The 23361-nt window shown below is 40.4% G+C and carries 26 protein-coding genes and 4 tRNA genes; 9 read left to right on the top strand and 21 right to left on the bottom strand.

Annotated elements, in window-relative coordinates; all coding sequences use genetic code 11:
* Window positions 1-117 precede the first annotated feature (117 nt).
* From NQU59_RS09945 to NQU59_RS09910, 8 genes are all read right to left on the bottom strand, one after another.
* Entirely contained in the window at window positions 118-1581 is a 1464-nt protein-coding gene (locus tag NQU59_RS09945) for an amino acid permease (RefSeq protein ID WP_005243039.1), read from the bottom strand.
* Window positions 1582-2038: 457 nt separating this feature from the next.
* Entirely contained in the window at window positions 2039-3076 is a 1038-nt protein-coding gene (gene astA / locus NQU59_RS09940; protein WP_005243041.1) for an arginine N-succinyltransferase, read from the bottom strand.
* Window positions 3077-3611: 535 nt separating this feature from the next.
* Window positions 3612-3685 (bottom strand) — tRNA-Trp (locus tag NQU59_RS09935).
* A gap of 63 nt (window positions 3686-3748) precedes the next feature.
* Window positions 3749-3833: transfer RNA gene (locus NQU59_RS09930), tRNA-Leu, on the bottom strand.
* Between the two features lie 150 nt (window positions 3834-3983).
* Window positions 3984-4057 (bottom strand) — tRNA-Trp (locus NQU59_RS09925).
* A gap of 68 nt (window positions 4058-4125) precedes the next feature.
* Window positions 4126-4210, bottom strand: a tRNA-Leu gene (locus tag NQU59_RS09920).
* 106 nt (window positions 4211-4316) lie between these two features.
* Window positions 4317-5141 (bottom strand): protein kinase domain-containing protein, encoded by an 825-nt coding sequence (locus NQU59_RS09915; protein ID WP_257063293.1) that lies wholly within the window; start codon window positions 5139-5141, stop codon window positions 4317-4319.
* Complete coding sequence (locus NQU59_RS09910; RefSeq protein WP_043971623.1) at window positions 5116-6624, bottom strand: DUF3336 domain-containing protein; 1509 nt, start codon at window positions 6622-6624, stop codon at window positions 5116-5118. The genes NQU59_RS09915 and NQU59_RS09910 overlap by 26 nt, the downstream gene beginning before the upstream one ends.
* A gap of 174 nt (window positions 6625-6798) precedes the next feature.
* Here NQU59_RS09910 and NQU59_RS09905 point away from each other — a divergent pair, with 174 nt between their 5' ends.
* Together NQU59_RS09905 and NQU59_RS09900 are read left to right on the top strand one after the other, a co-directional pair.
* A complete protein-coding gene (locus NQU59_RS09905) occupies window positions 6799-7689 on the top strand; it encodes an ATP-binding protein (protein ID WP_257063291.1) in 891 nt (296 codons plus the stop codon).
* Between the two features lie 101 nt (window positions 7690-7790).
* Window positions 7791-8891 carry a DUF6670 family protein gene (locus NQU59_RS09900; protein WP_257063290.1) on the top strand — a complete coding sequence of 367 codons (1101 nt, stop codon included), beginning with the start codon at window positions 7791-7793 and terminating at the stop codon, window positions 8889-8891.
* A 71-nt stretch (window positions 8892-8962) separates the two neighbouring features.
* On the opposite strand, the gene NQU59_RS09895 is transcribed toward NQU59_RS09900, so the two are convergent.
* Window positions 8963-9523: a TetR/AcrR family transcriptional regulator gene (locus NQU59_RS09895; RefSeq protein WP_043971618.1), complete on the bottom strand. Its 561-nt coding sequence runs from the start codon at window positions 9521-9523 to the stop codon at window positions 8963-8965.
* 91 nt (window positions 9524-9614) lie between these two features.
* Here NQU59_RS09895 and NQU59_RS09890 point away from each other — a divergent pair, with 91 nt between their 5' ends.
* The 3 genes from NQU59_RS09890 to NQU59_RS09880 all read left to right on the top strand — a co-directional run bounded on the left by NQU59_RS09890 (window position 9615) and on the right by NQU59_RS09880 (window position 11809).
* Window positions 9615-10157: an HPP family protein gene (locus NQU59_RS09890; protein WP_005243058.1), complete on the top strand. Its 543-nt coding sequence runs from the start codon at window positions 9615-9617 to the stop codon at window positions 10155-10157.
* A 150-nt stretch (window positions 10158-10307) separates the two neighbouring features.
* On the top strand, window positions 10308-10886 hold the full coding sequence (locus NQU59_RS09885) for a TetR/AcrR family transcriptional regulator (protein WP_257063286.1): 579 nt from the start codon (window positions 10308-10310) through the stop codon (window positions 10884-10886).
* Window positions 10883-11809, top strand: a complete 927-nt coding sequence (locus NQU59_RS09880; protein ID WP_257063285.1) for a DMT family transporter — start codon at window positions 10883-10885, stop codon at window positions 11807-11809. The genes NQU59_RS09885 and NQU59_RS09880 overlap by 4 nt, the downstream gene beginning before the upstream one ends.
* Before the next feature lie 8 nt (window positions 11810-11817).
* Here the strand turns inward: NQU59_RS09880 and NQU59_RS09875 are convergent, their stop codons facing one another.
* The 5 genes from NQU59_RS09875 to tsaD form a co-directional block, all read right to left on the bottom strand.
* Window positions 11818-12141 carry a hypothetical protein gene (locus NQU59_RS09875; RefSeq protein WP_005243062.1) on the bottom strand — a complete coding sequence of 108 codons (324 nt, stop codon included), beginning with the start codon at window positions 12139-12141 and terminating at the stop codon, window positions 11818-11820.
* A gap of 119 nt (window positions 12142-12260) precedes the next feature.
* Window positions 12261-12764 (bottom strand): hypothetical protein, encoded by a 504-nt coding sequence (locus NQU59_RS09870; protein ID WP_005243063.1) that lies wholly within the window; start codon window positions 12762-12764, stop codon window positions 12261-12263.
* Between the two features lie 12 nt (window positions 12765-12776).
* Entirely contained in the window at window positions 12777-13559 is a 783-nt protein-coding gene (locus NQU59_RS09865) for a tRNA(His) guanylyltransferase Thg1 family protein (protein ID WP_257063283.1), read from the bottom strand.
* The gene (locus tag NQU59_RS09860) at window positions 13559-14011 is read right to left on the bottom strand and encodes an AAA family ATPase (RefSeq protein ID WP_257063281.1); all 453 of its coding nucleotides are present in this window, start codon (window positions 14009-14011) and stop codon (window positions 13559-13561) included. Before NQU59_RS09860 ends, NQU59_RS09865 begins: the two co-directional genes overlap by 1 nt.
* Window position 14012: 1 nt before the next feature.
* Window positions 14013-15020 (bottom strand): tRNA (adenosine(37)-N6)-threonylcarbamoyltransferase complex transferase subunit TsaD, encoded by a 1008-nt coding sequence (gene tsaD, locus NQU59_RS09855; protein WP_005243066.1) that lies wholly within the window; start codon window positions 15018-15020, stop codon window positions 14013-14015.
* 145 nt (window positions 15021-15165) lie between these two features.
* On the opposite strand from tsaD, the gene rpsU reads away from it, so the two are divergent.
* Window positions 15166-15381 carry a 30S ribosomal protein S21 gene (gene rpsU / locus NQU59_RS09850; protein ID WP_004652785.1) on the top strand — a complete coding sequence of 72 codons (216 nt, stop codon included), beginning with the start codon at window positions 15166-15168 and terminating at the stop codon, window positions 15379-15381.
* A gap of 29 nt (window positions 15382-15410) precedes the next feature.
* On the top strand, window positions 15411-15857 hold the full coding sequence (locus NQU59_RS09845) for a GatB/YqeY domain-containing protein (RefSeq protein ID WP_005243067.1): 447 nt from the start codon (window positions 15411-15413) through the stop codon (window positions 15855-15857).
* Between the two features lie 73 nt (window positions 15858-15930).
* On the opposite strand, the gene NQU59_RS09840 is transcribed toward NQU59_RS09845, so the two are convergent.
* The 6 genes from NQU59_RS09840 to NQU59_RS09815 all read right to left on the bottom strand — a co-directional run bounded on the left by NQU59_RS09840 (window position 15931) and on the right by NQU59_RS09815 (window position 20615).
* On the bottom strand, window positions 15931-16290 hold the full coding sequence (locus tag NQU59_RS09840; protein ID WP_005243069.1) for a hypothetical protein: 360 nt from the start codon (window positions 16288-16290) through the stop codon (window positions 15931-15933).
* Between the two features lie 40 nt (window positions 16291-16330).
* The gene (locus tag NQU59_RS09835; protein WP_005243072.1) at window positions 16331-16696 is read right to left on the bottom strand and encodes a GFA family protein; all 366 of its coding nucleotides are present in this window, start codon (window positions 16694-16696) and stop codon (window positions 16331-16333) included.
* Between the two features lie 30 nt (window positions 16697-16726).
* Complete coding sequence (locus NQU59_RS09830; RefSeq protein ID WP_257063279.1) at window positions 16727-18169, bottom strand: M48 family metalloprotease; 1443 nt, start codon at window positions 18167-18169, stop codon at window positions 16727-16729.
* Between the two features lie 125 nt (window positions 18170-18294).
* Window positions 18295-18882 carry a 1-acyl-sn-glycerol-3-phosphate acyltransferase gene (locus NQU59_RS09825; protein WP_257063278.1) on the bottom strand — a complete coding sequence of 196 codons (588 nt, stop codon included), beginning with the start codon at window positions 18880-18882 and terminating at the stop codon, window positions 18295-18297.
* A 111-nt stretch (window positions 18883-18993) separates the two neighbouring features.
* Entirely contained in the window at window positions 18994-19959 is a 966-nt protein-coding gene (locus tag NQU59_RS09820) for a 2-hydroxyacid dehydrogenase (protein ID WP_005243080.1), read from the bottom strand.
* Between the two features lie 17 nt (window positions 19960-19976).
* Entirely contained in the window at window positions 19977-20615 is a 639-nt protein-coding gene (locus tag NQU59_RS09815; protein ID WP_257063276.1) for a hypothetical protein, read from the bottom strand.
* Window positions 20616-20894: 279 nt separating this feature from the next.
* Between NQU59_RS09815 and NQU59_RS09810 the strand changes: the two genes are divergently transcribed.
* Together NQU59_RS09810 and NQU59_RS09805 are read left to right on the top strand one after the other, a co-directional pair.
* Window positions 20895-21995: an MBL fold metallo-hydrolase gene (locus NQU59_RS09810; RefSeq protein WP_257063275.1), complete on the top strand. Its 1101-nt coding sequence runs from the start codon at window positions 20895-20897 to the stop codon at window positions 21993-21995.
* A 249-nt stretch (window positions 21996-22244) separates the two neighbouring features.
* Window positions 22245-22415: a hypothetical protein gene (locus NQU59_RS09805; RefSeq protein ID WP_005243087.1), complete on the top strand. Its 171-nt coding sequence runs from the start codon at window positions 22245-22247 to the stop codon at window positions 22413-22415.
* A gap of 309 nt (window positions 22416-22724) precedes the next feature.
* Here NQU59_RS09805 and NQU59_RS09800 read toward each other — a convergent pair whose 3' ends face one another.
* The gene (locus NQU59_RS09800) at window positions 22725-23321 is read right to left on the bottom strand and encodes an NAD(P)H-dependent oxidoreductase (protein ID WP_043971586.1); all 597 of its coding nucleotides are present in this window, start codon (window positions 23319-23321) and stop codon (window positions 22725-22727) included.
* Window positions 23322-23361: the final 40 nt, after the last annotated feature.

The following is a 23361-nucleotide window of genomic DNA, read 5'->3' as shown; positions in this document are numbered from 1 at the left end:
TACAGATAGGTCTGCACTCAAATCAATGTTTTTAGCATTGAAATAAAAAAGCAGAGCCCTTACTCTGCTTGCGTATTTAAAAGCCAACAATCTATGATGACAACGGATCAACTTAACTTAAACATAATCAACCGCTCTTGCTTTTAACAGATCCAGTTGCAGCATTTTTTTCTTTTTACGACGATATGCAATCAGCAAGCCGATGAACCACACGGGCGAAAAAGCCAGCGCAATCAGTGTATCGTGATCTAAAGCCAAGATCACAATGGTAAACACCAAAAATGACATAGTGAACCATGCCATAACCAAGCCACCTGGCATTTTAAATTTAGACTGTTGATGCAACTCTGGGAATTTTTTCCGATAGCAGATATAAGACAAAATTATCAACATAAAAGTAAAAATACATAGAATCGACGTCAGAGCTGAAATAATGGTAAACGCCGTCATGACATTCGGTACAATAAATAAAATCGAGGTTCCAATGGTGACACAAGTCATTGAAAAAACCAGACCGCAAATCGGCACCTTTCTTTTCGACAATTTACTAAAACTTTTTGGTGCATCATTGTCCAAAGCCAGACCGTAAAGCATTCGACTGGTCGCAAAAATACCGCTATTCGCTGAAGAAAGTGCAGAAGTCGCCACCACAAAATTGACCAAGCCTGCTGCAATCGGCAATCCAATCAAGGAAAACATTTCCACAAATGGGCTTTTTTCTGGTGAAATTTTTGCCCACGATGTAACTGCGATAATACAAACCAATGCACCGACATAGAAAAGTAAAATACGCAATGGAATCGAGTTAATCGCTTTAGGTAATGACTTATGTGGGTCTTTGGTTTCAGCCGCTGTGGTTCCAACCAATTCAATACCAACAAAGGCAAAAATCGCAATCTGGAAACCAGCTAAAAAGCCAGTAACCCCATAGGGGAACATCGACTGAGTTTCAAATACATGACTCATCGACGCTTTGACACCACTCGGCGAAGTAAAACCAGTACTGATTAAATAAATCCCTGCCAGAATAAACATAATAATGGCGGCGATTTTGATCAATGAGAACCAAAACTCCAACTCACCAAACATGCGAACCGCAACAAAATTCAGAATCGTAAGAATGGCTAAGGAGGTAAAAGCAGGAATCCAGACAGGAACATCGGGATACCAGAACTGCATATACCCTCCTATCACAATCACATCTGCAATTGCGGTAATAATCCAGTTGCACCAATACGACCATCCGAGAAAAAAGCCAGCCCACGGACCGATATACGCTGTTGCAAAATCAGCAAAAGTCTTAAAATTGGTATTTGCCAGCAACAGTTCACCCATCGCCCGCATCACAAAGAAAAAGAAAAAGCCAATAATTAAATAAGTTAAAATAATGGAGGTACCCGAAACACTTAGGGTCTTACCAGAGCCCATAAATAGTCCCGTACCAATTGCACCGCCAATGGCAATCATCTGAATATGACGATTGGTTAAAGAGCGTTGTAATTTTTCTTCATCCTGCTGAGTCATATGTTGACTACCAAGCAGATCTCCTTCCAGAAGCTGCTTATCTTTATCCTGACTCATGTAATCCTTACTCCAATGTATAACAGCCGTTATAATTGCCTAATAAAATTAAAATATTTTTAAAATGCCTGAATATCAAAATTCCATTTTGCTCAATAAAATTATTTTTAAATTTAGTGCTTAACTCAGCCACCTCGCTTATCTGTTATTTTCCATAAAGTCCTTATATGCACCCTAAAACCTGTTGTTATTGGTCAAAAGTTATTTGGGCGAAAGCATCATATCTCATTCCTCAAACACTGTAAGATCATGCCGTGCTTTTCCGTTCAATTTACCAGCAATTAAACGTGAAATATATTCAATTAACAATGTGAATATTTTGTGCAAATTAAGACTGGATTGATTTGCTCACACGGCATGCAAACAAATCAAAATAGGTCTAATTAGCGCATAAAATTACGAGATAAGTAGATGAATTATATCCTCATCCTTGTTCTCATTTTCAACCGACAATGCCTCAATTTTTCTTTGGAATATTGATATTGAGCATCCGTGCCGATGCTCCTTCTTTCACATGTAACTGATGAGCCTGCTCAGGATCTAATTTCACTTGGTTTGTATCTGGCTGGCTGTAAATGAGGAGAGCGCGAAAATTTTTATAATCGTCATTGGCAATGATATAAGGATCATTACCTAGAATGATGTGATCAGATGGCTCAATCTTTACCGTCACCGCATGGCTGTCTTTGATCGCTCTTAAGTTTTCAATATCGGCTTGCAAAGTTGCACCTGCATCAAAGATATCGACATAGCCCTTATAACGCAGACCTTCTTCAATCAAAAGATTATAGGCAGGTACCGTATTGGGATGGACTGCAGCAATCACAGCCTTGGCCTCATCAGGTAACATATCGACATAAAGTGGATGCCGCGGCATCAGCTCTGCGATGAAGGCCTTTTTGCCTGTTCCACTTAAATAATCGGCTTTGCTAAATTCCATATCAAAGAATTTATGCCCGACTGCATCCCAAAAGGGTGAACGGCCATTTTCATCCGAAAAGCCCCGCATCTCCGCCACAATCGTTTCTTCAAAATATTGTCTAAAGGCCGAAAGAAACAAGAACCGAACCTTGGATAAAAATTTGCCATTCTTATTTAAACGATAATCAGGGTCTAAAAATAAAGTACATAACTCACTACAGTTGGTATGGTTATTACTTAAATATAAGGTCGGTAATGATTTATAGACATTTAATGGCTCTGAAGAGTGCACTTGCGTACCGACGTGAAAGTTATACCAAGGCTCTTTTAAACCTAGGGCCACCTCGATTCCACATACACCCACCACTTTATGCAGTGTGGTATCTTCTAAGGCAAATAAATAGCCCTGCTCCGACTTGTCTAATTTGCCTTCGACCGTCTTAATTGCTCGATCTATCCGTGCAGCCAGTATTTCCATATCGGGTTGCAAAGAGGTTAAACCAAAACCAGCTTTTTGCGCCAGTTGATAAAGATCATGGATATCTTTTTGCTGGATATAACGAATCAGCATCATATGACTTACCCCCTTTTTTGAATCACAATCAAGCCACGGCTGCTTGGATGATTTTGTGGGCTAAGGCCATCTAAATTACTTTTTCTATGCTGAACCATGCACAATACAGACATTGCCTCTTCCTTAATTATTCAATTTTCCCTAGTACAACCTATTCAAGGCTGAGCTGGCTTTATTTATGTCAGTCTTTTTTAACGTCTTTCATCAAGCTGAAATCAAATTTGAATACGTTAAAATGCTCAACAACCAAGCTGATCACTCTATTATTCAAAAACTAATTGGCACAAAAATTTAAAATTAAGCAAAAAGGACTATTTTTTAGCATTTTATTTATTGACAGTGACAATGTGAAAAATTATTTCTCTACTTTTGAAAGATAAAAGCAGCTAGCTATCCTCAACTTTAAACAAATCACTCAACAAATAGATTCATACAACCAAATAAAATGAATGCAAAAGTATAAGTAAAGCGATATAGATCCAAAACTTCAGACAATAAAAAAGCCCTTGTTTTCACAAGGGCTTTTTTATTCATTTGGCAGAGGATCAAGGACTCGAACCTTGACGAACGGTTTTGGAGACCGTCATGCTACCATTACACCAATCCTCTATAACAGCATGATGAAAGTCCTTCAGACTTCATCATAAAGAAAGTCGGAAACTCTCTTAAATATGGTGGGGGCGAAGAGACTCGAACTCTTACACCTTGCGGCGCTGGAACCTAAATCCAGTGCGTCTACCAATTTCGCCACGCCCCCGATGGGTGTGTATATTAGAGATAAACCCTGCGACTGACAAGCCCTTTTTATAAAAAACTATGTTTATGAAAGCTAATGCTTTTTAATATACAGATCAGATAAATTACACAAATAAAAAAAGGACCTTCTCTCGAAGGCCCTTTTCAAATTTGGCAGAGGATCAAGGACTCGAACCTTGACGAACGGTTTTGGAGACCGTCATGCTACCATTACACCAATCCTCTATAACCACATGATTAAATCCGCTTAGATTTAACCATAAAAAAAGCAAGATAAACTTGCTTTTTAAATATGGTGGGGGCGAAGAGACTCGAACTCTTACACCTTGCGGCGCTGGAACCTAAATCCAGTGCGTCTACCAATTTCGCCACGCCCCCGATGGGTATGCATATTAGTGAGAAAGATGCAGCATGACAAGTCTTTCGTATAAAAAAATCAATCAACTGAACACATAATATTCAAATCACGTATTGATGTTTATTTTTACGGCAAATCAAGGTTGTTTAGACAGTTTTTTGCCGCTAAGACTGAATTAAAACGTTGTTTAACATGCTTTTGGGTTAACCCTTTCAATAAAGGAAGAAAAACCTCAAATTCAGTTGGAAGCTGAATATGTAGCTGTTGGCAATGCAAAACGGCCCAGTCGTGATAAGTCTTTGCCTTTAATCGTGATTGAGCCAACCATTCATACACAATGATACCCAAAGCATAAAGATCACTTTGAATGCTTTTGCCTGCCCCGTGAAAAAGCTCTGGTGCCATATAATGTGGCGTTGCATCTAAAGTCTGGATGGGTTGTTCCGCTCTAAAAGATTGCTCAAAATCAATCAACCGGCATGTGTCTTCATATAAACGGAAATGTTCAGTCTTCAAGTCAGCATGAATCCAGCCTGCTTGGTGCAAGGCATCTAATGCATCTAATGCACTTATAATCTTTTGTTTTACTACTTCAATATCATTGATTACCGTGATATCACTAAAAAATGCATCTGAATTGACAGTTAACAGCCCCTGCTCAGCTCCCCCAAGATCTAAGCCTGTTGCAATATAGCTTAATTGAATCACTTGATAGGGCAATAAAAACAATTGCAGCGCCTGAGCAGATTGCTGATAGAACACGAGTTCCTGCAGAAAAGCCTGTTCTAGAAGCGAATGAGTCCCCAGCTTATGAAATTTAAGCCAAAAAGCTTGTTGCTCCACTTGAAAAGTATAGACACGCCGCCCAAAGGCATAGCTTTGCGCTTTTGTTGTTAAATTTAAATCTTCAAGTTGAATGTTGGGATTAAAGATCCACGTAGTAAAACTCATTCTGCTGCTTTTCGTCCTGCTTTCGCAATGATGTTAAACAATGCTCAATCGTTTTACCAATCCGTGCATGGATTTCAATCGAGGCAATTTTCGGCCAAGTTGCCCGTTCGCCTTCTTGTTGCAATACTTTAAACAGTTTCGGGCGCGGATTTTTTAGCATATAGCTATAGTGTCGTAGCCCATATCTGGCAATAATATTGACATCGCCATAGTAGCGTTGCCCTAAAATCCCATAGCCATGATCGAGCATACGGCGAATCGGGAAAAAACTCCCCATATAGCTGCGGGTTAAATCCATGACATCCATCGCAATGGTTTTACCTTGATGGCGAATAATTCTTTCTGGCCAACTCAATACATCTCGACGAAATCTTTCCGAATCACTCTGCATAAACGGCACGATATGTGGATTCACCTGACTGGCAATGGTGTAATTAATATTATATAGCCGAGCCATTTTCTCCTGCGGAAAATCACTACGCATACTGCCATCCACCCATTTGGTATTGGCGAGATACGGCGTATGCTGTCCATCATAGCGCTTACTGGTCAAATGCACAGGTGGAAATAATACAGGCACCGCACAAGAAGCCAATACCGCACTCCAGACCAATACATTCGGTGCAGTTAATGCATTCATAATGCGTGGGTTTTGTGCGGTATTGTATGGTGCAATCACAATATTAATATGGCGTTTCGACTGTTTATATGCTTCGGCAAAGGTGACATCACCCAAGTTCTGCATCAGGAATTTTTTCAAATACATCACATCTGCAACACCGCCACGACCCCGAACCAGTTCACTGATTTTTCTGAACTTAAATGCATCACTAAAAAAATGTTCACCTTGCAGCAATTCAGGCACTTTATCGGGTGTGGAAACTCCCAGCATGCCGGTCATGATCGCGCCTGCACTTGAGCCAGATAAAACTTGCGGCATCAGGTCTTGCTCTAACAGTGCCTTACAGACCCCGGTATGAAATAAACCCAAAGTGGCACCACCAGAAAACATTAAAGCAGGTTGACCATAGGCTTTTTGACATTCCTCAAAAAACTGAATTTTCTCTTTTAACTGGAACGTAATACATTCACTCGAAGCCAAGTAACGTAAACAGTCACTCATTTCTTCAACATAGTTTTCAATAATTTTCTTCGTGCCAAAATAGGTTTCGGCAAATAGCATCGGATGTCCAATATTAGCAAAGTCATAAGACAGCCCTTCTCTTAATACATAGATCAGATCAAGCGTTCGATGCTGGGTTCGATATTTTTTTAATAAGTTATAGCGTTTAGAGAGTATTTCCGCATCAAAATAAGGCGACTCATTGTCATATTTCCAGGCCTCTTTGCCCGACTCTTCATCCAGTTTTAGTGCAATGTCTTTCCATTCATCATATGAGCTGGTATGTCGTAAGCGTTCTTGCAACACATCAACTCTATACGACTGATATGTATTCTTTTTTTCCTGAACTCTATTGAACATTTGCAATCCCGATTTTCAGCTTATTTTTTGTATTCTTGCACCTATACAATGCAAAAAGCTGCAACAACAATCAAGGGTAAAATCGATTTATTTCGATATTTCTGATGATATTTTCTTTATTTCCGTAATAGCAGTGATAGTATCCCTATTCATCATTGAGTTTGGTTTATATTTATGGCTATCCTTGATTTACCCGAGTCTATTCTTCAATCTTTATCCAGCGTATTAACACAGCTGCAGCAAACGCTGCCTGCACTAAAACAACCCACTGATTTTTCTGCAATTGCTTTCCGTTGGGAAAATCAACAATTGGTTGCAATACAGCAGCCCAAAGAAATGCACCTTGAAGATCTAAAAGGAATTGAGCGCCAAAAAGACAAAATCATTCAAAATACGCTGCAGTTTCTGAATGGTTTACCAGCCAATGATGTATTACTGACAGGTTCTCGCGGTACAGGGAAATCATCGATTGTACGTGCCCTACTGACTCAATATTCAGCTCAAGGGCTACGTTTGATTGAGATTGAACGCGATGATTTGTCGGATTTACCCAAGATTCAAAAGCTGATTGAACATCGTCCTGAAAAATTCATCGTCTATTGTGATGATCTGGCTTTTAATGCTGAAGATGAAAATTACCGCAGCTTAAAAAGTGTGCTGGATGGTTCTTTACAATCAGGTTCAAGTAACTTCATTATTTATGCCACCAGTAATCGCCGCCACCTGCTACCTGAATTTATGCATGAAAATACCCCTGTGCGTAAAGTCGATGTACCGCAATATACCGAGTTGCATCCGCAGGAAGCAATTGAGGAAAAAATTTCACTTTCAGATCGTTTTGGCCTATGGTTGTCTTTCTACCCAATGGATCAGCAACTCTATTTAGCAATCGTTGAACACTATATTGTGAAGGCCAATTTGGACTATAACGATCTGGTTCGTGGTGAAAGTTTGAAGTGGTGTCAGGCTCGTGGCCAACGCTCTGGTCGTGCTGCTTACCAGTTCTCAAAACATTGGATTGGTTCACAAAATCTAGAAAAATTACCCAATAGAATAAGTCCGTAATTGTCCTCAAAAGCTGTGGTTTTGTCCTCATTTCCGCTTAGCACTGGCAATTGTTTTTCATACCCTAGCTTCCACAGCATGGATTGAGTCTAGGAAACCAGATGAAGAAACAATTGCCACCAACCTCCCTGACCAGCAAAATCATGGGCAAAAGCTTATTGCTTGCACAAGGTACGCTCGATAAAGCCGTCAAATATTCTACCCTTCCGTTTTCGGAACCTGAAATTATCCGCCCACGTACAGAAGAAAAATTTTATACCTGGACGCATTATGGAGTTTTCTTTCCACTGCTCCCAGAACCTCATCGTTATTTAAATATTATGATTTTGTTGGGTACGCCTGGCGCATTGGCTTTTGACCATGATGACATTACTGTGGGTGACCCGAGAAAAACCGCAACTTTCTTTTCTAGCACGGCTGCTGTAGATGAACATCTGTTAAAAGCCTACATCATTCCAGAAGAAACCAATATCCAAGACAATGGCACATTGATCGAACTTGGCGAAGAAGTTTCTATTCAAGGCACATTACCGAATATTCATCTCAAAGGCAGCTATCATGGGCTCAGCTTTGAGTTTGATTTGGATGTCACAGACCAAATTTCATGGTTTATTAAAACCCCGATCTATGATCATTTTAGTCTATTGGCGAACTTTAAAGGTCAGCTTGAGTATCAAGGTAAAACCACCCCTGCCGAAGGCTTATGTACTTATGAATATGCCCGTGCAGCAGGTGCACATGGCGTGGTGAAAAAACTCCTGCCTGAACCCTATAAATTGCCTTTAGACTTTTTCACTTATCAAATTATTAATTTAACCGAGACCACCCAGTTACTGCTCACCAAAGCCGATATTCTGGGGCAACCTGCGGCCTATAGTCTGCACGTCCGTCATACCGACCAACCAGCAGAAATCTATACCAAGGTCGAATTTAAGGTGATTGCCCATCAAGTTGATGATTATGTTTCCCCGAGCGGCAAGAAAATGCGTTTACCGCAACTGTTCTCTTGGTCAGTCAAAGATGATGCTGATCAAAAGGTTCTCGAGATCACTGCGGAAATTGATAGTCCATTCCGTTATGGTCATGGTGTTGGTTATGCCAGTGCTTATACCTTCACAGGGGAATATTTAAATAAACCCGTTCAAGGTCGTGGTTATATCGAATATGTGGATGTAGAAGATCAGAACGCATTTAAACAATAAAAAGCAGTAAGCCTTTGGTACTTGATCAAAGGCTTACTGTTATACGATAAGAATAATAGTACGAACAACATTTAATCTGCTGTTGGATTAAATGCATCGATCATTTGCTGAATAGATGCCTTGATCTGCGCTGCTACGTTTGCATCATAACCTTCCACCAAAAAGCGACTAATCAATCCTTCAATTAAGGTATAGCTTACTTCAATCAACATCTCTGCTTTTGGATAAGCATGCAGATATGCTGTGATTAAGTTTCGAATCCAAACTTTGTGTTGTTTTGACACGGAGATGATCTCTTGATCGCCCAAATGCGACTCAGCGACCGCTCTTACGAACAAGCAACCTTTAAAGTTATCTTCTTGAAACCATAATAAATGCCAATCGATCAGCCTGCTCAACGCCTCTCGTCCTGTTGCATCCGCAACATAATCCAGCAGGCTGTTTCTAAACTTTTCATCCCGCGCCTTTAAGACGGATTTCACCAATTGATTTTTATTTTTAAAATAGGTGTACATGGTGGTTTTTGAACAGCCAGACTCGTCTCGAATCAGGTCAACCCCCACTCCAACAAAACTATTTTCATAAAATAATTTTTCTGCGGTATGCAAAATTTTATTGGCTGACTTTGACATAAAAATTTACTCAATCAAAATAGTACAGATCTGTACTATTTATGATTTTAGTTTTATTATCGCCGTAAAGCAACCCCGCATAGAGATCACCATGTTATCTTTATTCAACGGTAGAGAACATCTCGCCCCCATGCCCCAATCCATTGATGTCATAAGAAGTCTCATCGGTGGAACATTGAGTATCTTGATCTTAATTTTCCTTAGTAAGCTCACCCACAATCTATTTATCATGGCACCATTCGGTGCAACCTGCGTTATTCTCTATGCGGTATCACAATCGCCTTTAGCACAACCTCGTAATGTGATTTTGGGGCATTTTGTCTCGGCTTTTATTGGCCTACTGTTTCTTAAAGTGTTTGGTGTCTCGACACTGAGCATTGCGCTGTCTGTTGGCTGTGCCATCGCAGCCATGCAAATTTTGCGCTGTGTGCATCCACCCGCTGGCGCAAATCCATTGGTAATTTTACTGACGGCAGATACCATTCAATATCATTGGAATTTCTTATTCTTCCCTGTGCTCTTAGGCTCAATTGCATTGGTGCTGGTTGCATGGCTGGTCAACAATCTAAAATCCGAGAAGAAATGGCCTGTGTATGGATTGGCTTTTATCCACAGTAAAAAGAATCTTCAATAAATCCTGATCGATTAAAGCCTGACCCATACGCTTTAATCGATTTCCTTTTATCAATCCAACTTAAATAAATAGAACGCATAAACTTTTGCTTGCAAATAATTTACTTTCCCATAAAATTAGGTAGGTCGGTATACATAAATATATTTTCTTATGAGCTCAAAATCAGCAAAACAAAAAATTCTGGATGCAGCAGCAACCCTGTTTTATAACGATGGCATCAGTAACACAGGCATCAACAGCATTACAGAGAAAGCCAATGTCGCCAAAATGTCGCTGTACAATAACTTTGCGACTAAATCAGACTTAATCACCTGTTATATCGAAGCCCGTCATCAGGAATGGCTGTATTTGTATGAAAAAAGAAAAGTGCAAATCCAAACCCCAATTGAGGGTATTTTGGCGGTTTTTGATGCTTATCAAGATCATGCCGAATTTGCCTATGAAAAAGGCTTCCGTGGTTGTGGCTTACTCAATGCAGCCGCCGAATTTCCCGCACATAGTCCTGAACGTTTGGCGGTTAAGCAGCATAAAGATGAAATTGAAGCGATTTTAGCGGGTCATTTGCAGCAACTCAGTATCACCCCACAGCGGGTAAATGAGCTGGCACTGCTGCTTTCATTTATCTTGGAAGGTTCAATTGCCCGTGCCGGTTTAGAAAGTGCCAGTGACAAAGTATTTGCCGCTAAACACATGGTTCACAACCTCTTAGAACAAGAGGTTGCAAAGTGAAGAGTACTTCTGTCAATCTCAGTTCTCATTCTGGCTTTATTGCAGTTTTAGTCGCTTCTATTTTATGGGGTACTACAGGCACAGCCGCCTCTTATGCACCCAATTTAAGCCCCTTAGCCATTGGTGCAATCGCCATGGGAGGTGGTGGGTTATTACAGGCCTTATTGGCCTATAAAAATATCCGCAGCCATTTACCACAAATTCGCTCTTACTCCCCTTTGCTACTGATTGGCATGGTCTCGGTTGCGATTTACCCATTGGCATTCTATTCGTCAATGCGTATGGCAGGGATTACCATTGGTACGGTGGTTTCAATTGGTTCAGCCCCTTTATTTACTGCATTACTAGAAAAGTTCTTTGATAAAAAAGCCCTCTCTAAAAAGTGGTTTATTAGCTTTATTTTCGGAGTTGCTGGTGTCCTCTTGCTCTCGATTGGTGAATCGCACTCGCAAGCAACGGCACAAACGATTGCAACAGACCAGAAAACCCTTGGGATTATTCTTGGACTGATCGCGGCACTAACTTACTCTCTATACTCTTGGGCTGCCAAAAAGATGATTGATCGTGGTGTCGACTCGAAAGCGTCTATGGGATTAATTTTTGGTTTTGGTGCTTTAATTTTATTACCGACACTATTTTTTACGGGTTCGAACTTATTTGACGAACCTGTGAATCTGTATGTTGTCACCTATATGATGCTGATTCCAATGTTTCTCGGTTATCTGTTATTTGGTTATGCCCTAAAAACGATTTCAGCCAGTACGGCAACGACACTGACGCTATTTGAACCTTTGGTTGCAGCTTTATTTGCAGTTCTCTTGGTAGGTGAGCAATTAGCACTCATTGGCTGGGTCGGTATGGCCCTGATTTTTGTTTGTCTGGCCGTACTCTCTAAAGCAGATCGTTCACAGCAAATGACTTAGTAATTCGTCTAAGCCATTAAAATCAAAAGTAGTAACATTGCAGTTGTAAAGCTAAAAACAATCATTTTCCCATTAAAACGTAGTGCCTCTTTGGCTGATTTTTTAATGGGTTCTTGTTTTTTTAATCCAATGATTGACAAAATGATGCCGATAAAATTACAGATCACCGAGATGATTAATACCAAGAAAAAAAATAGATGGACAGGTGGCATTTCACAAATCCGATCAGAGGCACATGGGATACTGAGAACATAAATAGAAAACACTGCTGCCACAGCAATAATAATGATACTGAACCATGCAATTATCGTTGCTGCTTTAGCCGACCACATTATTTTACCTTTTTATTTATTATTGAGAATACAAACTAAAATTTGATGCTAACCCACCATTATTAATTATTCTAGGTGCAGAAAAATCGATTTCTCTGCACCGACAGAGCGTTTAAAGATTAATACTCTTTTGCTAACTTCTCTAAGGTTGTGAGCATTTTTCTCACCACACTTCTTTTATGATGCAGCATATTCTTAATATTGCTTGGATTAAAGCCTGTCAATTTTGCGATACCACGACTGGTCATATACTCACCGGTTTTCGCAAAGTGCTTTTCACTTAACTCGGTTTTCGCATTTGAGAATCGAACTGCCAGCTTATAATCACTAAACTCAGACCATGCACCGGTCTTATATTCGTCCGCATCAAAGCTACCCTTCTGCTGAGTAGGTTTTTCGCGCAGAATATTACTCAAGCGGTTAATCACAATCTTTTCTTCACTTTGCTCAATCAATTGATAAAGCTCAGTTTCTTCAAATGGCCGCCCCAAAGCGATATCTTTTCTATATTGTTCAATGACTTTTTCTTTTGATGCAACCTTCTCCTCACCTTTTTGAGTGAGGCAGAGAATCTTAAATAAAGACTCTAATCGGCCACATGTAAAAATATAAGAAATTTTCAACTTACTACTCCATTATGAACGACTGTTCATAAAAATATTTTCAAAAAATTTTTGACCTATAAATTCACTATAGAGTTCATTTAAAGGCAACTCAAAGTCAGCAACTAACTGCCTTCTTGTCGTTTGTGTAATTTCACCAGTTTTCGGATTCAGCCCCGTTTTTTCAACGTCTTTCCAATAAACACCGGTACCACGCTTTTGCCATGCAGGGAGTTCATTAAAATTAATCTGTTGTGAAAAGAGTAAATCATGCTTTTCTTGACGATTTAATCCTTTAACTTGTTCCGTTGCTTCACCTACGGCATGACCCGATTTTCTTAACATCCAATAGCAGTGCGCATTTAATGCATTTCGATGAGCATCCTCTTGTCTCCAACGGAAATAGTCATCTACTAATTGCGAATTGGGTAAAACACAAACTCGGGCATCAAAAGTAGCAATTTGACCATGCAGAACAGAGAATTTTGCACTGGCTTCACCTGCTAAAATAGAAAGAATTTTACGTTCCTTACGGTTAAAACTTTCATCGCGGTAATGGAATAAAAGAGAAATTTCATCGCTCTGGGTATAACCATAAATGATATTAAAACCACACTGTAATAAATGGGTTGTGGTTTCTACCATTAAATCTCTAAAATGTACATCAAATGGCGCTTCAAATTGCCAGATCTCTTTGGTTAGCCGTGTAAACCCCCGACCATCTAGCCTGACCACAATATAGTTTTCAGGCGGGATACAGAAATCGTAAGCCGTCTCATATTTTCTTAATCTTGTATCTAAATCTTCAAATCTCATTATTGTTCTCTTTGATACAGCAAGCTCATATTAAAGTCATTTTCTTGATCAATTGAAACGCTGTAAATTTCATCAAAACCCTCATTAAGCTCAGGTATTTCTAACTTTTTAAAAGTTGAAATAACCCCAACTCGAGGAATTTTTGCTTTTCCTTCTCGCTGTTCATTTCGTAGTAGTAAATCATCCAAACAACTATCAAAATAGTATGCAATCACTTTAAAGTGGGCATTTTTTGCTTCTTGAACATATATCTTTCGATCTAGTTTGCTCGGATTGGTATTATCAATAACAACTTTCTGTTTTGCTTCTAAACAGGCATTAAACAATATTTTCTCACGATGTCTGGTTTTCAACATATCAAGATTGAGACGAATATGTGTATCAGAGAAATATTGCTTAAAAAATGTTGATTTACCTGAAGCTTGTCCACCGACAAAAATGATAAGTTCCATTTTAGGTCGGTTGTAACTCAGTCATTGGCCATCTTGGTGTCGTCGTCACCGCCAAACCATCATGTTGCCCAGCTTTTAAACGTTGATATCCAGCAAAGGCAATCATGGCGCCGTTGTCTGTACACAATGCAGGCTCGGCATAATAAACTTGAGCCTTGATCTTTGCCAGTGACGTTTCTAATTGCTCGCGCAATCTTAGATTAGCACTCACGCCGCCTGCAATCACCAAACGTTTTAAACCTGTTTGCTTTAAAGCCTTCACTGATTTTTTAACCAGTGTATCAACAACCGCCTCTTGAAAAGAAGCTGCCACATCGGCATCGCGATTTTCTTCACCTAACTTTTTCAGTTGTACAGAAACCGCTGTTTTAAGGCCACTAAAAGAAAAATCCAAACCTTGATGCAAGATTGGTCTCGGGAATTCAAATGCTTTGGCATCGCCCTGTAACGCCAATTTCGCAATATTCGGTCCACCTGGATAAGGTAAATTCATCATTTTTGCGACTTTATCAAAGGCTTCACCTGCCGCATCATCAATGGACTCACCCAATAACTCATATTGACCAATGCCATAGGCAGCCATTAATTGAGTATGCCCACCAGAGACTAATAAAGCCACAAACGGAAATTCCGGTGGAGTCTCGGAAAGTAATGGAGCAAGCATATGACCTTCCATATGATGCACACCAATCGCAGGTTTATTAAATGCAAATGCCAAAGTGCGTCCAAATAAAGCACCTGTCATCAGTGCACCCATCAGTCCAGGACCACGGGTATAGGCAACTGCATCAATCTCTTGTTTTTTAACACCACTTTGCTCAAGCAGTTGATTAATCAAAGGAATCATCTTTCGAACATGATCGCGTGATGCCAACTCAGGGACAACGCCACCATATTCCGCATGCAATTTAATCTGGCTATATAAAACCTGTCCACGTAAGCCGAGCTCGCTATCATAGAGTGCTAACCCAGTTTCATCACACGAAGTTTCTAAGCCCAAAACAATCATTAAACTGCCTTTACAACGATCAAAAATAATATCGAAGCTATTATAGACTTGTGATCTGAGTTGTAAATGAGTAAAATACTGACCTTCACTTGCGATCTAGTGCAATCGTGCGTTAGATCTTATCCATAATCTTAGAGGATTTTACATGCCACAAGTTAAGTTGAAAGAAGGCGAACCAGTAGACGTAGCTATCCGTCGTTTCAAACGTTCATGCGAAAAAGCGGGTGTTTTAGCTGACGTTCGTAAGCGCGAATTCTATGAGAAACCAACTCAAGAACGTAAGCGTAAAAAAGCTGCTGCAGTTAAGCGTTATCAAAAGAAATTGACTCGCGAATCTGTACGTACTACTCGCCTTTACTAATTAATTTGTGATTGACTGCTGAAGAGACTATGAATACTTTAAAAAACCAGATTACTGACGTGTTAAAAAACTCAATGCGTGCCAAAGATATGGCAACAGTAACGGTTATTCGTGGTGTACAGGCAGCAATTAAGCAAATCGAAGTCGATGAGCGCAAAGAGCTTGACGATGCTCAGGTTCTTGCGGTCATTGAAAAGCAAATTAAACAACGTAAAGAATCGATCAAGGCCTTTTCTGGCGCTGGTCGAGATGATTTAGCTAGTAAAGAACAAGCCGAAGTTGAGATTATATCTCAATTTCTACCAGCAGCTATGACTGAGGAAGAACTTGATTCTATCATTGAGCAAACGATTGCTGCTCAAGAAGCTACTAGCATGAAAGATATGGGTAAGGTGATGAATTCTCTACGTCCGATCATAGCCGGGCGTGCCGATCCTGCACAAGTATCTGCTAAAATTAAAGCAAAATTAAGCTAATCCGCTTAACTCCTTTATATTCCCCTATTTTTTAAATTGGATTCATTTTAACAATGAACCCAAAGTATTTTTATTATTTAAAATCACACTGAACATTATATTTTGCAAGCATTTGCATTTCTTTTGACTCAACCACCTGCTTGATTACATCTTGTTTAGTCATGCTGGCATATTGCGCTGGTAATGATGATCGATTTTTTTCAATCGCATCGGACATATCCTGAATATAACGCTGATTAATCTGACAATACTTTGCTTGCTGCTCAGGGCTAAATTGTGAAGTTTGTGGATTTAGACTTCGTAAAAAACTCCGAATATCCTGTGCATATGTGCCTCGAATTTTATCGACTGAGTTTGCATACTGCTCAATCGATGCTGCTGAGCTGATCCCCACACTGCTTATCGCAAAAATAAAAACTAAAATCTTCTTCATAAATGTTCTAACTTCTCAGCGATTTCTTACGCTCGTCATCTTATCTTAATTCAATAAAATTTGGTTTATGCTCAAGAAAAAATTCTTCTTTAGGTGCAGGAACTTCTCCTTCGGTCACCGTCCCAAGTCGTAAACGAATCACATCAGGCAAATCCTTGCGGTAAGAATAGAGTGGACTGGCACAGTTTTGACAAAATACACGCGCCTTATTTGGCGTGTGAAAATATTCTTTTAGCTGCTCACGCCCAGTAATCAGTTCAAATTTACTTTGCTCGACTGGACTGTTCCAGCCCGCAATAGAGCCTTGTGCCCGTTGGCAATCGCTGCAATAACATAAAATGCTGTTTTCAATTTCCCCATGATATTGATACTGCACAGCGCCACACAAACATTGCCCTTGAATCATGTGCCTTTCCTTTAATTGTTTTAATGCATATTAGAGTTTCATACGACGCTCATCTTGCATCTGTTTCAACCGTGCGTCAATCTTAGCCGACATCGCCACATTTCCTTTCGCAAGTCGTTGTGCATGCAACATCGACTTAATCGCATTTTCTTCATAACCTGACCAGTACTCAGCCTCTGCCCGATAACCCAACACATTGACGGCTTGTAAGGGTGAACTTTTGTCTAAATTGGTGGCTTGTTGCAGCAACTGCCAGCCTTCAATGTCACGTTGGTTTTTATGGATAAAACGTTGTACCAAAGCCTGCGCCTGTGCAATTTGCCCTTGGCGAATCAGCACCTCTGCTAGCTTATAAGATAAAGCTCTATTTTCAGGCATAACTTTCTGGATCGAGTTAATGCTGCTATATGCTTGATCTAATTTATTTTGGCCTAGATAGATATCAGTTTGAATCAAGGGAATCAGCACATGGTTCTTGAGTTTCGCTTTCACCAAATCCAAGTTGGCTTGTGCTTGCTTATAATCACCTTGTTCAAGATAAAACTTGCTCAGCGCCAATTGCGCTGCGGTATTGTTTTGATTCGCCAATGCCTGTAATTGAATTTCAGTGGCCTGATTAGAAACAACCAAAGTATAAAGTTTTAAAATTTCAAAATCGAGATCATAAATTTTTGATTTCACTTTAGGTAGTTGATTGGCACGCAAACGCGCCTCACTCATCCGTTCAGTGGTTAAAGGATGAGTAAACCAGAAGTCCGGTAAAAAGCTGACCCGACTGGTCGCTCGATGCATTGTTTCAAAATAATCGGCCATACTTTGCGGGTTATAACCAGCAGCATACATAAACTGCATCCCGATACGATCCGCTTCGCGTTCCTGATTACGGCTATAACTCAACTGCTTATCCATCAATGCAGCTTGTGTCCCCATCATTACCGCTGCACCCGCATTACCATCTGCCTGAGACGCAATGGCAGCACCGACGATAATTCCCGCTAATGCGAGTAAACCCTGCCCCTTAAACGCTTCTTGAGAGCGGCTATAATGTCGCTGTGCAACGTGTGCAATTTCATGCGCCATCACGCCTGCAATCTCATCAATATTTTTGGCAGAGGTAATTAAACCAGTATTCAATGCAAATAGACCACCAGGTACGGCAAAGGCATTAATTTGAGGATCTTTGATAATGACTAAACCAATTGGCTGTCCAAGTTGGGTCTGGCTTAGGATCCCAGAAAAGACCTGAAAGAACTGATCTTCTAACCATGCATCTTGTACTGTTGGCATTTGACGATGCACTTCACGATAAACTTTTTCACCAATAAATTTTTCTTTTTGTTGATCGAGCAAACCTATGCCACTGCCAATTTCAGGCACTTCTGCTTGCCCTACGCCCTGCGAAGGTAAAAAAACTTCAGTGTGACTGAGTTGGGTTGTGGCGAAAAGGCCACAGGCGAGCAGCAACGATCTCAAGTGGTTTCTCTATGATTTTAATAAAGAAATTCAATATAGCATTGAAAGTAGGAGAAATTTGCAACAAAGTGTTATAAAAGGCAGGAAAAACCTGCCTGACTTTATGATTTTTGCAAGCGCTTGAATCACTCTGCCGCGATGTAACGCTGGTCGACACTAAATTTTTCTGGAAATTTGGCGCTGATTTCCGCATAAAAAGACATAATTTCAGTCATATCTTTTTGATAATCGCCCGTAGGATAGACAATTTTACCTACACCAGTTTTTTTCTTGGCATAGTCCATATAGGCAAGTGCAATCGGTACACCTGCTGTCATTGCAACATGATAAAAACCTGTTTTCCATTGTTCCTGTTTGGCACGTGTCCCTTCTGGAGTCACCAACATCACCAACTTGGGATGCATCTTAAATAAATCGCTCATCAGTTGAACCATGCTTGGTCGTGCTTGACCTTCATGCTTCACGCTACGATCAATTCCAATCCCCCCCATAGCTCGGACAAAGGGGCCAAATGGCAATTTCATATAACTGTCTTTGATGGTAAGTCGAACATTAACCCCCAAAGCCTTTAATGCCAAACGGGCATAAAGCGCATCCCAATTGCTGGTATGCGGCGCCGCAATCATCACACATTGGTCAATATTTAAATCCCAATGATTATCAATTTCCCAGCCCATTAAGCCCAAACTTTGTTCAGCTAATTTCTCGAACACCAGACACCCCAAGATGAAGTCACAAAGGGCGCAAGTGTACCAATATTAATCAATTTAAAAAGATGGGATAGTGCAATAATGCAGCAACCAATTGCTCAGCATTGTAAGCAATTATTCAAACTTTGGATTGACCAGATAACGTGGCGTACGATCTTCTAAAGCATCTATCAGGTTTTGATAAGCTAGCTTCACCATTTTCTGACGTGTTTCAGCTGTCGCTGAGCCTAGATGCGGTACTGTGACTGCATTTGCCAATTCGAATAAGGGAGAACTTTGCAACGGTTCTTTGGCATAAACATCTAAACCAGCAGCAAAAATTTTGTGTTGTTGCAAGGCGTCGACTAAGGCATTCTCATCAACCACAGAACCCCGTGCAATATTGACGAAGACGGCATGTTTTTGCATTAAATCAAACTGCTCTGCACCAATCAGTGCTTTTGATTCATGATTTAAATCAACAGCCACCACAATAAAATCCGACTGCTGTAAGAGCTGGTCTAAGTCACGATACTGCGCATTCAAAGCTTGCGCCACTTCAATCTTTTCACGGCGGTTATGGTACAAAATATTCATATTGAAACCATAAAAACCACGGCGGGCAATGGCAGCCCCAATATTCCCCAAGCCAATAATACCCAAGGTTTTACCAAAAACATCCACACCAAATTGTTCAGTAGAAACAGTGCGTTTCCATTGACCTTGTTTGGTCCATGCATCTAGATAAGGAATTTGACGTGCGGCACTGAGCAACAAAGTAAAGGCAAGATCAGCCGTCGTTTCAGTTAAAACATGCGGTGTATTCGCGAGCCAGATTTTCTTTTGATTGAGATAGTCGACATCGTAGTTATCGTAACCAACCGACACGGTCGAAATAATTTTGAGTTTTTGGGCCGGAGCTAAATTGCTTTCATTGAGTAAGCGTCCTGCACCAATCATGGCATCAGCGTCTACCACTTCAGTTCGAATCTGTTCATTGATATCGCCCAGTTTCGGGTTGAGTACCACCACCTGATAATCTTGCTGTAACTGCGCTAAAACGTCCTGATCTATTTGGCTGAATACAACGACTTTCTTCATGATTCGATTTCCGTTCTTTATTGCATGAGCTGCCACAACCGCCTTTTCAATAGAGGTTGAGCCAGCATTTCTTCTAAACTCGCTAAATGTAATATATTGGAATGCTGAATAAAGTCCAGCTGACCTAAGCATAATATTTTTTTGTTATTTGCAGTGGCATCCAGAAAGCCTTGGATATAAGACGACAGCCCTCTGCTCTCTTGCAATGCAGCCAAGGGAAAAGGCCATTTCAATTCGGCATATTGTCCGAGTTTCGCCTTTTGAATATTTTGCCAAAGCTGGCGTTGTCCATCGCTGAGCTGGCTGCTCTCTAATAAAATGGCACTGTTTTCTAAGACATACATTTGCAGTTCTAATGATTGAATCTGCGCTGTAATGACAATCTGCTCTTTTTCAACAACTGTCTCTTTGACCACAGGCTTAGCAATGATTTCTGCAGGCTGAGGTGCTTCAACTGTAGTTGTCGTCGATACAGGTAAGACATGATCTTGAACAGCTGATACAGGAGCAATCATCGGTACTGAAGGCTGTGGTGCTTCATCCACCACTTGATCTCGCCATAGACTCGGTACAGTATTTTTTTGACACACGACTTCTCTCGGAATCCAAACATCTATTCCTAAAGTTGCCAATATGTTTCTTTGCTGCCCGATCATGTTAACTACTCATTGTCCTCATTCACAGTGATTTGCAACACTGTAACCTTGGCTAGTCTAACATAAACCAACCCTGCCTAAATGACTTCCTTTTGCTCAATCACATCAATCCAAATTCAATTCGCCTCGAAAATAAACGTTTCCTTAGTTTAGGCAAAAATTCAGTCACTACAGGCAAGTTTTCATTCGTCGACTTTTAGATCATATTTCATCATTTTGTCGCTTTTAGTTTTTATTAGTGTTGTATCGAATGCTCAAATGAAAAGGTGGACTCCATTTATGCTTATTCTTTTTGCGATCGCTGTTGTTCTGCTCATTGCTGGCAGTGCCATATATACCCAACAACCTCTATTCGGCAAAATCCCTTCTGGTAAACGCCTCCAATTGATCGAGAACTCTCCCAATTATCGACAAGGCCAATTCCGTAACCTGATCGAAAAGTCTGGAATGAGTGAAGGTTCAAGTATTGCGGTAGAACTCTACAAAACCTTTATTAAAACCATTCCTCATCGCAATCCAATTGATCCGATTCCTTCAATTAAAACCAATCTACTCAACCTCAATCCTAAACAGGATGTCATCATCTGGTTTGGACACTCATCCGTATTTATGCAATTGCATGGCAAAACCTTTTTGATTGATCCCGTCATGAGCGGCAAAGCCTCTCCTTTTCCTTGGGGCACACGTGCCTATAAAGGGACTGATATTTATACCGTTGAAGAGTTACCTAATATTGATTATCTACTGATTTCGCATGATCACTATGACCATCTTGATTATGAAACAACACTTAAACTCAAAAATAAAGTTAAATATGTCATTACAGGTCTAGGTGTAGGCGAACACTTTGAGTACTGGGGTTATCCCAAAGAAAAGCTAATCGAAAGAGATTGGGGTGACAAAATCGAATTTGATGATGGCATTACTATTATCACCGAAACCACCCATCATGATTCTCGACGTGCATTTGACGGCGGCAAAAATCTCTGGGTATCGTTCGTGATCCAATCCCCCAATAAAAAGATTTTCTATACCGGCGATGGCGGTTATGACAAACACTTTATCGAGATTGGACAGAAATATGGCCCCTTTGATTGGGCCTTGATGGAAAATGGACAATACGATGCGGCCTGGCGTTCAGTGCATTGCCATCCTGATGAGGTAGCACAAGCAACTGAAGAACTGAATGCACGCAATATGATTCCTGTGCACCATTCAAAATTCAGTTTGGCCAAGCATGCATGGGATGAACCGATTACCCGCATTGTCGAATATTCAAAGAACAGAAAATATCGCCTTGCCACTCCCATGATTGGCGAGCTGGTTGAACTGGATAATGAGCATCAAAGCTTCAAACAATGGTGGCATGACATTCGTTAATTAAACTCACCGCAACAATATACCGCCTCATTTCGATGAGGCTTTTTTATGGATTCCTTAAAAAAACCGTCAAGCTCATTAAATTAGGTAAAAACTGAGCATTCCAGGTCACGTCTATTTGGATATTTAAGCTTCAATAAGGACATCTAAAACAGTAAGAATACGCTATACAGACGGATTTTCTATGCAGAAGGCAGCTCAAATGAAATATATTAATTCATGGAGCGTCCGGCTAAATGAGTAATTGACATGCTCGTCAATCAAGCTGATCTCACTCAAACCTTATTTGTCTGCGATACAAGAAAATTAGCGTCAAATCTAGCTACCAATACAAAAGTTATCGCAGGTGATGTATTCAATTTGAAACAAGTGCAACAGGCCGTTCAGGGTCAAGATATCGCAAAGCTACGGATGTATTAGAGGTCTCTAATCTGAATTAGATTATTTTGCCTGCGGCGTGACTCATGAATGGAGATGAAATTGACTCTGAAACAACAGAACCCCAGAAGCATTTTAAAGACACATTCGTCTCGCGTAAAAGTGTCGCAGCCTTTATCGTGAAAAATTATGCAAACTCCAGAATTAGCCTGTCGAAAAAATTTAGGACTCAGTAAACCACATTCTGATGCCGATCAACCTCATTTTATATGGATATGAAAAAGTCGGACAAACGGCACCGTGTTTGTCCGATTCTGCCAATCAAGCAGCAGTAAAAGGGTTTATCAATTTTTAAATGGCAACCTGCTGAGCCTTTTGTTGTGCGGCTTTTAAAGCATCTGTTCTTAACGCTGGCATATCCAGACCTTCTGCATAGACAAAATTCACATCATGGATGCCCATCAAGCCTAAAACAGACTGGAGATAAGGCGTCACCGCATCCGTTACCTGCCCCAAATGGATTCCACCACGACTGGTCATCACAATGGCTTTGACCTCTTCCACCAAACCTTGCGGATAAGTTTCAGTATATCGGAAGGTGTGACGGGCACGAGCCACTAAATCAAACCAGTTTTTTAACTGTGTTGGAACATTCAAGTTATACATGGGCGCACCGATGACCAATAAATCGGTTGCCTTCAATTCAGCAATCAGTTCATCTGATAACTGGATAATTTTTTGAATCGGTGCTGCAACATTTTCAGCACCGCGTAACGCTTGGAAAATTTCGGCATCAAGTACAGGTAAGTTAAGTGCTGCTAAATCACGAATGATAACCTCATCCTGCAACCCTTTCTCAGCACGCTCTTGTAAAAATACATCGACTAAACGACTAGTTTGTGATTGATCACCCATAATACTTGATTTTAATACCAGCACTTTCGCCATCGTTGTTCTCCATATCTTTGATGGAGCTATCTTACTATTA

It is taken from the genome of Acinetobacter colistiniresistens, from assembly GCF_024582815.1.
In the GTDB taxonomy this organism is placed as follows: domain Bacteria; phylum Pseudomonadota; class Gammaproteobacteria; order Pseudomonadales; family Moraxellaceae; genus Acinetobacter.
This window is presented reverse-complemented; position numbering and strand designations above follow the sequence as displayed.

Coding starts and splice junctions, on each gene's coding strand:
- NQU59_RS09910 (WP_043971623.1), bottom strand. CDS start 6,624: ATGTTCAATAGAGTTCAGGAAAAAAAGAATACATATCAGTCGTATAGA.
- NQU59_RS09915 (WP_257063293.1), bottom strand. CDS start 5,141: ATGAGTTTTACTACGTGGATCTTTAATCCCAACATTCAACTTGAAGAT.
- rpsU (WP_004652785.1), top strand. CDS start 15,166: ATGCCACAAGTTAAGTTGAAAGAAGGCGAACCAGTAGACGTAGCTATC.
- NQU59_RS09835 (WP_005243072.1), bottom strand. CDS start 16,696: ATGATTCAAGGGCAATGTTTGTGTGGCGCTGTGCAGTATCAATATCAT.
- NQU59_RS09820 (WP_005243080.1), bottom strand. CDS start 19,959: ATGAAGAAAGTCGTTGTATTCAGCCAAATAGATCAGGACGTTTTAGCG.
- NQU59_RS09815 (WP_257063276.1), bottom strand. CDS start 20,615: ATGATCGGGCAGCAAAGAAACATATTGGCAACTTTAGGAATAGATGTT.
- NQU59_RS09840 (WP_005243069.1), bottom strand. CDS start 16,290: ATGAAGAAGATTTTAGTTTTTATTTTTGCGATAAGCAGTGTGGGGATC.
- NQU59_RS09895 (WP_043971618.1), bottom strand. CDS start 9,523: ATGTCAAAGTCAGCCAATAAAATTTTGCATACCGCAGAAAAATTATTT.
- NQU59_RS09890 (WP_005243058.1), top strand. CDS start 9,615: ATGTTATCTTTATTCAACGGTAGAGAACATCTCGCCCCCATGCCCCAA.
- NQU59_RS09945 (WP_005243039.1), bottom strand. CDS start 1,581: ATGAGTCAGGATAAAGATAAGCAGCTTCTGGAAGGAGATCTGCTTGGT.
- NQU59_RS09860 (WP_257063281.1), bottom strand. CDS start 14,011: ATGGAACTTATCATTTTTGTCGGTGGACAAGCTTCAGGTAAATCAACA.
- NQU59_RS09900 (WP_257063290.1), top strand. CDS start 7,791: ATGAAGAAACAATTGCCACCAACCTCCCTGACCAGCAAAATCATGGGC.
- NQU59_RS09845 (WP_005243067.1), top strand. CDS start 15,411: ATGAATACTTTAAAAAACCAGATTACTGACGTGTTAAAAAACTCAATG.
- NQU59_RS09800 (WP_043971586.1), bottom strand. CDS start 23,321: ATGGCGAAAGTGCTGGTATTAAAATCAAGTATTATGGGTGATCAATCA.
- astA (WP_005243041.1), bottom strand. CDS start 3,076: ATGATGCTGATTCGTTATATCCAGCAAAAAGATATCCATGATCTTTAT.
- NQU59_RS09875 (WP_005243062.1), bottom strand. CDS start 12,141: ATGTGGTCGGCTAAAGCAGCAACGATAATTGCATGGTTCAGTATCATT.
- NQU59_RS09905 (WP_257063291.1), top strand. CDS start 6,799: ATGGCTATCCTTGATTTACCCGAGTCTATTCTTCAATCTTTATCCAGC.
- NQU59_RS09865 (WP_257063283.1), bottom strand. CDS start 13,559: ATGAGATTTGAAGATTTAGATACAAGATTAAGAAAATATGAGACGGCT.
- NQU59_RS09810 (WP_257063275.1), top strand. CDS start 20,895: ATGCTTATTCTTTTTGCGATCGCTGTTGTTCTGCTCATTGCTGGCAGT.
- NQU59_RS09885 (WP_257063286.1), top strand. CDS start 10,308: ATGAGCTCAAAATCAGCAAAACAAAAAATTCTGGATGCAGCAGCAACC.
- NQU59_RS09805 (WP_005243087.1), top strand. CDS start 22,245: ATGCTCGTCAATCAAGCTGATCTCACTCAAACCTTATTTGTCTGCGAT.
- tsaD (WP_005243066.1), bottom strand. CDS start 15,020: ATGATTGTTTTGGGCTTAGAAACTTCGTGTGATGAAACTGGGTTAGCA.